At 38.9% G+C, this 10,824-nt stretch carries 6 protein-coding genes; all 6 read left to right on the top strand.

Annotated elements, in window-relative coordinates:
- Positions 1–449: 449 nt before the first annotated feature.
- The 6 genes from EV202_RS11205 to pglZ all read left to right on the top strand — a co-directional run bounded on the left by EV202_RS11205 (position 450) and on the right by pglZ (position 10,822).
- Positions 450–1,673 carry a site-specific integrase gene (locus EV202_RS11205; protein ID WP_131927123.1) on the top strand — a complete coding sequence of 408 codons (1,224 nt, stop codon included), beginning with the start codon at positions 450–452 and terminating at the stop codon, positions 1,671–1,673.
- Positions 1,674–1,842: 169 nt separating this feature from the next.
- On the top strand, positions 1,843–2,052 hold the full coding sequence (locus EV202_RS11200) for a helix-turn-helix transcriptional regulator (RefSeq protein WP_024999213.1): 210 nt from the start codon (positions 1,843–1,845) through the stop codon (positions 2,050–2,052).
- On the top strand, positions 2,045–4,558 hold the full coding sequence (locus EV202_RS11195; protein ID WP_131927122.1) for a DUF4007 family protein: 2,514 nt from the start codon (positions 2,045–2,047) through the stop codon (positions 4,556–4,558). Before EV202_RS11200 ends, EV202_RS11195 begins: the two co-directional genes overlap by 8 nt.
- Before the next feature lie 50 nt (positions 4,559–4,608).
- On the top strand, positions 4,609–4,998 hold the full coding sequence (locus EV202_RS11190) for a hypothetical protein (protein WP_234878288.1): 390 nt from the start codon (positions 4,609–4,611) through the stop codon (positions 4,996–4,998).
- A gap of 12 nt (positions 4,999–5,010) precedes the next feature.
- Positions 5,011–8,409 (top strand): hypothetical protein, encoded by a 3,399-nt coding sequence (locus tag EV202_RS11185; RefSeq protein WP_131927120.1) that lies wholly within the window; start codon positions 5,011–5,013, stop codon positions 8,407–8,409.
- Entirely contained in the window at positions 8,402–10,822 is a 2,421-nt protein-coding gene (gene pglZ, locus EV202_RS11180; RefSeq protein WP_131927119.1) for a BREX-4 system phosphatase PglZ, read from the top strand. The genes EV202_RS11185 and pglZ overlap by 8 nt, the downstream gene beginning before the upstream one ends.
- Positions 10,823–10,824 lie beyond the last annotated feature (2 nt).

The following is a 10,824-nucleotide window of genomic DNA, read 5'->3' as shown; positions in this document are numbered from 1 at the left end:
ACACGGATAAAATATTGTCAATCTCTCTATTCATCGGCCTTTCATTGCATTTTCACTCATCCACGTGTTACATACAAAGTGATTTGTCCCCCTTATATCAGGGTTTCTTTTTTTAAAATAATGAAAACCAAAAAGCCACAAGGAGGTAAAAAAAAGAAAAGCGGATAGAGCTTCTCAACTCTCTCCGCTTCAGTACCCAGAACCGGTACAATGTCGTGAAAACAAGAAAAACCAAAAGAATGTATTATATTGATAATCAGCTATTTGAAATTTTCTTATGTTTGGTAATTTTGCCTGTTTTTGCCTGTTTTTTGTTAGATAGTACACTTTTAGTACACTTTGATATTCCAAACTTTTTAGTATCTTTGCAAAATAAGAAAACATCTGAAAATAAATGAGTTAATGATTTTACTCGGTTTGATACACATTTAGGTACATAACTATCAACTATGGCAAAATTAGAAAATAAAGCAAAGGAAAACCCGAAATTGGAGCAAAATACGCTTTCTGATGGTCGGATAAGTCTTTATCTTGAGTATTATCTTGGTAGAGAAGAAACGCCTGTGTTGGATAAAAATGGTAATCCTGTTTTGTATGAAACAGGTAAAATGATGGGTAAGCCCAAGGTACACATTAAGCACAACAGGCGAAAGGAAAATCTGCAGTTGTATTTAATAGCTAAGCCCCGTACCCCTATAGAACGACAACAAAACAAAGAAACGCTTGAATTGGCTGCTAAAATTCGTGCAGAGCGGGAACAACAGTTTAAGGAGAGCATGCTTGGCTATCGTTTGAAGAAGGATAGAAATATCAATTTCTTGGACTATTATGAGGCTTATATTGACAGTTACACCAAGAAAGACCTGCGAATGATAAAGATAGCCTTGAATCGTTTTAAGGATTTTCTGAAAGAGCAATACCCACTCTATGAGTTTAGCATTAAGCCCGAACTAATAACCAAAGATATGATGGAACACTTTGTTGAATATTTGCAATCACGAAGTGTTGGTGAAGGAGCAAAAAGTATCTATCAGCGTTTCAAAAAAGTTGTACGCTATGCCATTGACCATGAAGTGATGCTGAAAGACCCATGCAAGGGTGTTGTGTGCAAGGTGGATGAACAGATTTTACGCAAAGATGTGTTGTCAATGGATGAGATTCAAACCTTGATACAATGTCATTACGACAACGAGAACCCCAATGTGAGGCGTGCCTTTATCTTCTGCCTGTATTGTGGGCTACGCTTTTGCGATGTGAAAGACCTAATCTATAAGAATATAGATTACACCAATCACCTACTGAAATTTGAGCAGAATAAGACCAAAGGATATTCGGCACATAGTGGTGTCGTCATTCCTTTGAACGATGGTTTACTGTCATTGATAGGCGAAGCACCTGCCGATTTGAATTCATCTATATTCAACTTGCCTTCTTATGAAAGTTGCTGCAAATCGGTAAAACGATGGGTAAAGCGTGCTGGCATTAATAAACACATCAGTTGGCATTGCGCCCGCCACAGCTTTGCTGTGAACATTCTGAATAACGGAGCCAATATCAAGACTGTTGCGAGTTTGTTGGGACATAGCGGATTGAAGCACACAGAGAAATATACTCGTGCCGTGGATAAATTGAAGTCTGAAGCTATCAATAGCTTGCCAGAATTGAAGCTGTAAGCATTTGGTTTAGATTGTCAATTCAATGTTTTAGTATTTCTGCTTACAATTAAGCAAGTGTGGTGAGAAAAAAGATAATTTAGTGATGTTATTGGCTAAACAAAGCCGTTTTCTGCATTATATTCAATAATATTGTGTATATTTGTATCCTTATTATAAACTATCCATTATGGACAAGGATATCAATCGCATAAAAGTAGTACTTGCGGAGAAGAAAAGAACTAACAAATGGTTAGCAGAACAGTTGGGGTGTGCACCAACCACAGTTTCTAAGTGGTGCACCAATGTTTGCCAACCGACTATGGGGACTTATCTCAAAATAGCGAAACTACTCAATGTTGAACTGACAGAATTAGTGAGAAAAGAAAACAATGTATAAAATAACTTGGGATAAAGAAACGGGGGGTGTATTGCTTCATTCACGCATTGTGGATGGAACTCTTGGTATATCACCTCGTCCTGTATTCTGGGAAGAACTCGATTTGCTTAAACTTAATGAGTTAGGATGGAAATATCCTCACACAGAGGCTCCTTTGTTGTGGGCAATTAATAAGCAATATTGGTATCTAGGAGAACTTATGTTCGAGGCTAAAGGTGCCAATATCTACGACCCTGCTATGATCATATTTCAGCCCGGTAAGGAAAATGTCGAGTTGAAGCCCGTTAATGTAAATAAGATGTTGGAGCGCAACGCTGAATTTATGTTCTTATTAGAAAGTGAAGCTATTGAGTTCATTCGAGAAACATTCATTCAATATGCAGGGGCACGAAAAAGCGTGGCCAAGATAGCTGCTAATCAACTTGACTACGAGGCTCTTGCGAAGCGTATGGAGATGAAGACAAAGAAGAAAATGGCCATTGTACGCGAAGATTGCGATAGTTTTGAGATAATGCCACTTAACACAGCCGAAGAGCAGGGTAAAAAAGTGTTCCATACGACGAAGATTGATAAGTTTCTCGCCTCTTTCTCAGGAGGTAAGGATTCTCAGGTGGTGCTCGATCTCTGTACTCGTGCCATTCCAAGTACCGAGTTTGAGGTTATATATTCAGATACTGGCTATGAGTTGCCGCCATCACTCAAACTCTATCAGAAAGTGCAAGACCACTATCATAAACACTTTCCTGACTTAAAATTTTCACTAACTCGTAACCATGAGAGTGTACTCAATTATTGGGATAAGATTGGAACGCCAAGTGATACGTTGCGATGGTGTTGTACTATTATGAAAACAGCTCCGTTGTATAGAAGTTTAAAAAATGAAGACGGTAAACAATTGCATGTATTGACATTTGAAGGTGTAAGAGCAGAAGAAAGTGTGAGACGTTCAAGATATGAACGCATTGGTAAAGGAGTTAAACACGATACTGCTATTAATGCACGTCCGATACTACACTGGAATACGGTTGAAATATTTCTGTACTTACTGAAATATCATCTACCAATCAACCCTGCATATCGTTTAGGAAAAGCGCGTGTTGGCTGTATTATATGTCCGTATTCAACGGCTTGGGATGATATGATTGTTAATCTGCGCTATTCAGAATCGCTTGCACCATTCCTTAATCGTATCGAAAAACTTTCCTCCTCAAGTGGTGTGAAAGATATACAAGATTATATCAAAGAACGTAAATGGAAATTTAGAGCTAGTGGCAATATACTTGGCAACTCTTCATCTGTTTCTTTTGAGAATAAAGGTACTGATTTTATAGCAAGAATTAAAGACCCGCAATTAGATATTCTCATATGGCTTCCTGTTTTATGTCCATATTCAGTCTATACTAAGTCAGATTCAGAATGTACTGGGGAACTTAATTTTGAAAAGAAATTGTACTCATTCAGCATAAATAAATCAAAAAAAGGAGTTTATTTCATCATACATAATGCAACTAACCCTAATTTACAATCTCTTGTAAGAAGAGTTATTTATAAGACTACCTATTGCATTAGTTGTGAGGCATGTGAAGTTGAATGTCCGACTGGTGCATTAAAAGTACTTCCCTTTGTTGAAATAGACAAGAAGAAATGTATTCATTGCCACAGATGTCTTAATTTCCATGAAAAAGGTTGTGTTGTGGCAACATCCGTATCAACAACTATAAATTCAAATATGAAAGCAAAATCAGGTATAGACCGATACAATACATTTGGTTTAAAAGAAGAGTGGTTAAGTGTGTTTTTCAGCGACCCAGAGTCATTTTTCACAGAAAACACAGCAGGATTAGGCGTGAAACAAATACCAGCAATGACTAATTGGCTTAAAGAAGCGGAAATTATTGATGACAAGAAAGAACTTACCGAGGTAGGCAAGATATTGTCAAACGCCTATGTTAACGAGCCCGATAGTGTTTGGGAAATAATATGGGTCAATCTAGTTAGAAACTCATTCATTGCTCATTGGTTCTGTTCTCGCATTAAGCCCAACAGCCAATACAATAAGAAACTTCTTACAGATATGTTTATGGATGAATTCCAATCTGCATATGGGAAGAGAACTGTAGAAAATGCAATAGCTGCACTTGTTGCTACATTTTCAAATTCTCCTATTGGGGAAAGGTTTGGACTTTATGTAGACGAAGAAAAAGGAACTGCAAACAGACGTAATTCTATGGAACTTTCAGACCTTACAGTTGCATATTCCACTTACAGATATGCTGAAGATCATAATACAAAAAGCCTTCGTGTAAATGATTTCTACAACGAAGATAATGTGAGTGGTATATTTGTAGAATTTGGTTTTACCAAAGAAAGTGCTAAGAAAAGTTTTAGAAACCTTAATTCTACTTCAAATCGGGTACTTATTGCAGAACTAAACATGGGTCTTGACAGCATTACACTTAGAGAAGATTTAAGTTCTATGGATATACTCAAACAACTAGTTTTATAAATATGACCTCTCACTTAATAATTGAATATTACAAAAATTTACTTCGCACTATGACTGTTTCGAGGTATAATGGTAAGAATAACCTTGCCAAACCTATATTCATGCTGTCAATCTTGCACGGAATAAAAAACGAGAGTGTAATTGATAATCGCATAGTATTGACAGAATCTTTGTTAAGTACCTATAAGGCTTTCTTCAAGGAATACAGCCAACAGTCTATGACATCACCTATTTATCCTTTCTACTATTTGAAGGGAGATGGATTCTATCATCTTATAGACGACTGTAGTCGCAAAAGCCCTTCTGTCAAATATCTTCGTGAAAACGTAGAGTCTGCGGCCTTGGACAACGAGTTGTGGCAGTTGTTACAAAACGAAAAAGCAAGAAACGAGATAAAAGAGGCCATCATTAGTTACTTCATAAGACCTGTCAAAGAATAAAATAACAGCCATATGTCATATAGTAAAATAGTGACGCTTAGAGAAATGCGTCCAGCCTACAACATTAAGGAGGAAAGCAGTGGAGAATGGAAAACCTTCATTGCTAACGACCAGTTTAACGGAGTTTTGCAACGCACCATTCGTGCCGTGCGCAATAATGATGCGGACAATCATAAGTCCCTATGGATTGCCGGCACATATGGTACGGGAAAGAGTCATGCAGGTGCTGTCATTCAGCATCTATTGTGCGACCCCATAGACGATATTCGTGAATACGTTGAGGACGAATATAAAAAGGAAAAGTATGATGTCATACGTAATAGTCTTTTGCAACTTCGCGAAACAAAACGCCTCTTCCCCGTGAACATGTATGGCCAACAGAGCATTGCCCACGAGGAAGACCTTTCTCTGCAAATGCAGCGTGAGATAAAACGTGCACTCATGGCTGCAGGATTGGATATCACGGTGCAGACAGACTTTGACATGTATGTTCAGCACATCGAGAACCAACCACAATTTTGGGAAAATCTTATTGAACAGAGTGCTCAACTTTCAAGTGTCGCACCCGACACTAACAGGCTGAAGCAACGCCTAATGGCTGCTGATACAGACGTGCTTGACAGTGTGCGCCAAGCCCTACGTATGGGCGGTTACGATATTCGCTTGCAAAGCAACAATCTTCAGCAATGGATCTTTGAGGTACAGGATGCCCTTCGAGAGAAAACAGACTATAATGGTTTGTTGATTATTTGGGATGAATTTACCGAAGTAATGACCTCGAGCATAGGTATCCGTTTGTTGGTACAACTTCAGGAAATTGCAGAGGCCATGATGAATGCGGAAAATGACACTTACTTCTTATTTATCTCTCACCCTTCGGCACTAAATACACTTAAAGAAGAAGAACGCGAAAAGACCAAAGGACGGTACCACTATGTAGTCTACAACATGGAACCTGTTTCGGCATTCAAAATTATGTCGAAGAAGTTCAAGATTGTAAATTACACGTTATACATGATTCGTCAGGAACGTTTCTTTGGCATCCATCCAGAGTTGTTGGAAATGTTCAGTACAACAAGTACAGATACCGAACAGACCATAGAAAACATCAAGAACTTATTTCCATTGCATCCAGCAACAGCCAATCTTGCAACTTACTATGCACGTGAAGCCGGATCCAGTAGTCGAAGTGTATTTGAGTTTTTGGCCAGTGATGCCGTTCGTGATTTCTTAGATGATGGTGCTGCTTATACAGATGAACGCACTATCACGGCAGATTATCTTTGGGACTACGTTCAGGAATACTTTGAAAGCGATAGTACTAAGTTTGGTGCCGTAACAGAGCGATATAATAGCCACCACTTAGCAGTAGAGAGTCAAGGAGATAATTATTTGAAAACTTTTAAGGGTATTCTATTGCTTAATGCTTTGAATAACATTGCAAATAGCGATACTGTTACGCCCAGTACCGAGAATATTGAAAACTTATTCTCCGGTACAGAAGTGCAAGACGAATTACCAACCATTCTTGATTTCTTCAATGACAAAAGTATCATTCAACGTCAACCTAATGGTAATTTCTCTATTTTGTTCACCGCTTTGCCTGGTGACGAAATACAGAAAATTAAACAAGAATTAAGAGCTTCTCGATTCTTATTTACCGACCAGGTAATCAAATTTAGTGACACAGCTACTAATATATTTAACCGAAATTTCTCGCAAGTGGCTCGCCCATATGCGTTCCAATTTTTCAGCATACAGGGTAATGAGTACACACTAATGAACCAAATAGGTAATTCGAAAAAGCAAGCTCAACCCTATGAGACTTTCCTCGCTATCATGGTGGCTCGCAATAACCAAGAACTTTTGTTATTAAAAGAAATTGCAGAGAAAAATTGCAAGGACGAACGTTACACCACCATTACCTTTGTTGTAATTGAGACAACGATGGGCGATAAAGAATACGAGCGTTTCATCGAATATCAAGCTAATGCACAGTGTGCCCAAAGCCACGGCTTGCCCCAGCAGCATCAGACCTATACGAAACAGGCAGCAGAAATGATACAGCAATGGGTGAATAAGATGCGTGGCAGCAATGTGACTTTCTATCTCAATGGTGACAGCATGACTATTGTTGGCAGCAAGATGACCAGCACCATAAACAGTAGCATTGCACCAAGTATTTTCACGAATGGTCCTGAATCATTAGAAACTATACGCACGAAATTCAGCGCGACCTATTGGAAGAAAGCATCAGTGAAAGCCACGGTCGATGCGGTGTTAAATTACAATACGAAGCAAGATATTATTGACAAATGTGGAGGTCCAGCCCGTCACGTAGAGTTTTTGCTACAAGACAGCGTAGATGATAACTTGCAATGGAAGGATACAGTCTCGCCTAATCATCCACTAAAGAAAGTCTGCGACTATGTAGACGAATGGCTTAGTGGTCGTCACACGAGCAAGAACCAAAGTTTCAACATTGGTGATAAGCTCATTGGCTTGACAGAAGCGCCTTTTGGGCTTTTCCAGAGTTATGCACCAATGGCAATGGTAGCTTTTGCCATGCGCAAGTACATCAATGTTATCTTTGATACTAACGGGAAACAACGTACGGCACAGCATCTTGCAGATGATGTCGTGGAGATGTTCAAAGCTTGGGAAAGTGGCAGAACTAGCAACAAATTGAACTTTATATTTGAGAGCAAGGAAGCTGGACGGGTTTGCAAGAGCCTTATCAGAATGTTCAACCTGAACAAACTGAAAGGTTATTCTGATATTAGCAGTCTTAAAGATGCTCGTTGGGCTGTACTTCATGTATATTGCAAAGAGAAAGGCTATCCGCTTTGGTCATTAAAAAATATCGAAGAATGTACATCAGAAATGAAGGAATTTATTGACAATCTCATACAAGTTGTTAATAATCCAGAAAGCATGAAGAACCCAAGTCTGCTGGAAAACACCATCAGTGGCTACGATGCGCTAAAAACAGATTTTGGTAATTTGCTGATACCATCTGCCGACAACTTTCACAAGGGCTTTGTCAATTATATGCAAAGCATAGAGAACGTGAATGTAATGGATGAAGAAGTGAAAGAAGCACAAAAATATCTTCACGAGCATTTGGAAAGTGAAGTCGGTATGTGGACAGAAGAAGAGGTGAAAGATAAGTTGAAGGATTGGCGTATATCTAAGTCCACTCCAACGCCTATTCCAATGCCTACTGTACAGCTGCAGCCACCTGTTATCCCAGCGCCTCCTATTCAGCCAGTCAACCCCGATGAGTTGAAAAAGAAACGTAACAAGGCCATTAACCGAATAAACAACAGCGAGGACTTGCGTCAAGCTATTGAAAATATGATAAACCAAGAAGAGAGTTACGTCATAGATATATTGTTGAAATATGTATAAAGAACCGTTCAGAGAAATGGATGCCCTCAAAGCATATGTTGAGGACGATAAACAGGCGAAAGGTGTTGGTGCTTCTACTCTCGACAGGTACCCAATACGGTTTGTGCTGTTTGACAACTTCCGCGACTGCTATGAATTTGTGGATTTCTTGCAAACAGAACAAGGGGCACATGTGGAGAGCGTGGATCATTGGATAGACAACAACTATCCTGACCTGCTTATTACACATGTTGAACTTGCCGATCGTATCACTGATCATATAAAGAAAAAGAGTCCCAACGATTGTGTGATTGCTCCATTCTCTGAATTGGCACGATTCTATGACAATGAAGAGAAAAAAGCCTTTGATGCTTTGATAAAAACGATTAAAGCTATTGAAGCAACTCCTGAGGCCCAAGAAAAGCACCAACGTGTTTATGTCCCACTTGTCGGTCTTGAAGGTAAGATGGAAACTTTCAAGGATGATAGTCAAATCAACATTTGGAGATTGATATCAGAAGACAAGGACCTGACATATAAGCTAATTCTTACAGAAGACACAGACTTTGGCGTAAGTGGGTTGAAGGCTAACTATACCATCGTGAACAACATCAGAGAGTGGTTGAATATATGGAAAGATAGCAAAAAACAAGTATCACCACAAATCATTTGTAAATCGAAAGCCATTTTTGCTAATGCTCGATTTGCACAGCCCGACAACGCCTTTTCTTATCAGGCCTGTCACACTGCATTCCAATTTTTAACGGCAGGTTTGAGTCTTGGATTTGGTGGTATTGTGCCATTAGAAAGCGATGGAGAGAACTGGAAGATATTGGCAGAGAGCATTGATGTAAGCAATGGATTCAACTTTGGCAAATTTGTTAAACAATACTTTGGCATCAATGACATAGAAACATATAAAGATTTCATTCGTCTCTGGTTTGACAATCCTTATGTATTCAATCGTTGGCTTTTGGCACGTTTCTATATTAACAAAGAAAATGGTGAAGGTTATTTATGCAGATGCCTTAATGCTACATCTTCATATGGCACTAATGAACTGATAGAGAAAATGGCAGAGGATATAACGGAAATTGCGGCAGAAATGGAAGTACGCAAATACAGCCTTATCTATGCTGCCCAAAAGAATATTCAACTGTCGGATGCTGCAGAAAACATGATAGCAAAATCTTTACAGACTTTGCCTACAAAGATTGGCTATTCTGGCACTTTAAGATATTTTACGGGAATCACACACAAGGAAAAAGAATTTGCAGTAAGTTGGTTGGGTCAAGAACTTATTGCGCTTAACGACATCGCAACGTTCTTCCCAGAACTTTACACCTATATGTCTGAAGGTATTGGAGTTGCAACAGGAGTCCCAGACTGGGTGAATCCATACATTGAGCAATATAAGAAAGCTAAGATTTCCAATCGATACACAACTGATATTAAACAATTTATAAATGAACTTAATGGCTCAGAGTCTTCTTTTGATATGTGGTACAATTCATTCTGTTCCACATATACCTTACTACAAAACCGTGGCGACATTGAAGTTTTTTATTGGATTGACGGATTGGGGGTCGACTGGATTCCTCTAATTAAAAGCATAATTGCAGAGAGAAAAGACCAACAGATTTTCCTCAACGAGATAAGAATTGCTCGTGCCCTTCTTCCTACTAAGACTGATATAAATAAGAAAGATCTACAGCGCCTTCTTCCTCAGGGTGTTCAATTGGAGAAGTCTGGAGACCTTGATACATTAGCTCATCGCTCAGATAATATAAGTCCATTTACAATTATCAAGGAGATAGATGTTGTACGAAGAAGCATTGAAGAAATTTTGCAGAAATACATAGGCAAGAAGATTGCGATTATCTCTGATCATGGGCTGACCTATTTGTCGCAATTACTTAATGGTAAAAATATGCCTGGTGTTGATAGCGACCATCACGGACGCATTGCCATTCGCAAAAAGGCGGAATCTACTATGGATAGTAGCTATTTCCGTTTGGAGGATAATAAAACTTTGTGTGCACTAAAGCATGAATCGCTTTGCGCCAAAATACCATCGGGACAAGGTATTCATGGTGGCTGTACACCAGAAGAGGTACTAGTACCAATTTTTATCATTTCAAGTGCACCTGCAGCAACCAACTGGTCGTTCAATCTACTCACTTATGAAATAAGTGGCTCAAATCCACGCGTACAATTTGAAATTAAAAATATGCCGTCAGCTGATGTTCCTTACGTGCTTTATAATGGAGCGAAATATAATGTTCATCATCTGAATAGCGATACATATGAAACAGAGGATATAATGTTAGATGCCAATGTTTCAGATTTCACGCTTCAACTTGGAGGAGTTGTTCGCCCAATGAAGATTAAGGTAACAACAGGCGTTCAAGAAGAAGAACTGTTCGACTTTTAATA

This window comes from Prevotella heparinolytica, from assembly GCF_004342845.1.
Lineage (GTDB): Bacteria > Bacteroidota > Bacteroidia > Bacteroidales > Bacteroidaceae > Bacteroides > Bacteroides heparinolyticus.
The sequence above is the reverse complement of the archived record's forward strand: the minus strand, read 5'-3'. Positions and strand labels throughout refer to the sequence as shown.

Bases quoted from the DNA above. Each gene is read 5' to 3' on its own strand.
- EV202_RS11195 (WP_131927122.1), top strand. From the start codon at position 2,045: ATGTATAAAATAACTTGGGATAAAGAAACGGGGGGTGTATTGCTTCAT.
- EV202_RS11190 (WP_234878288.1), top strand. From the start codon at position 4,609: ATGACTGTTTCGAGGTATAATGGTAAGAATAACCTTGCCAAACCTATA.
- EV202_RS11185 (WP_131927120.1), top strand. From the start codon at position 5,011: ATGTCATATAGTAAAATAGTGACGCTTAGAGAAATGCGTCCAGCCTAC.
- EV202_RS11205 (WP_131927123.1), top strand. From the start codon at position 450: ATGGCAAAATTAGAAAATAAAGCAAAGGAAAACCCGAAATTGGAGCAA.
- EV202_RS11200 (WP_024999213.1), top strand. From the start codon at position 1,843: ATGGACAAGGATATCAATCGCATAAAAGTAGTACTTGCGGAGAAGAAA.
- pglZ (WP_131927119.1), top strand. From the start codon at position 8,402: ATGTATAAAGAACCGTTCAGAGAAATGGATGCCCTCAAAGCATATGTT.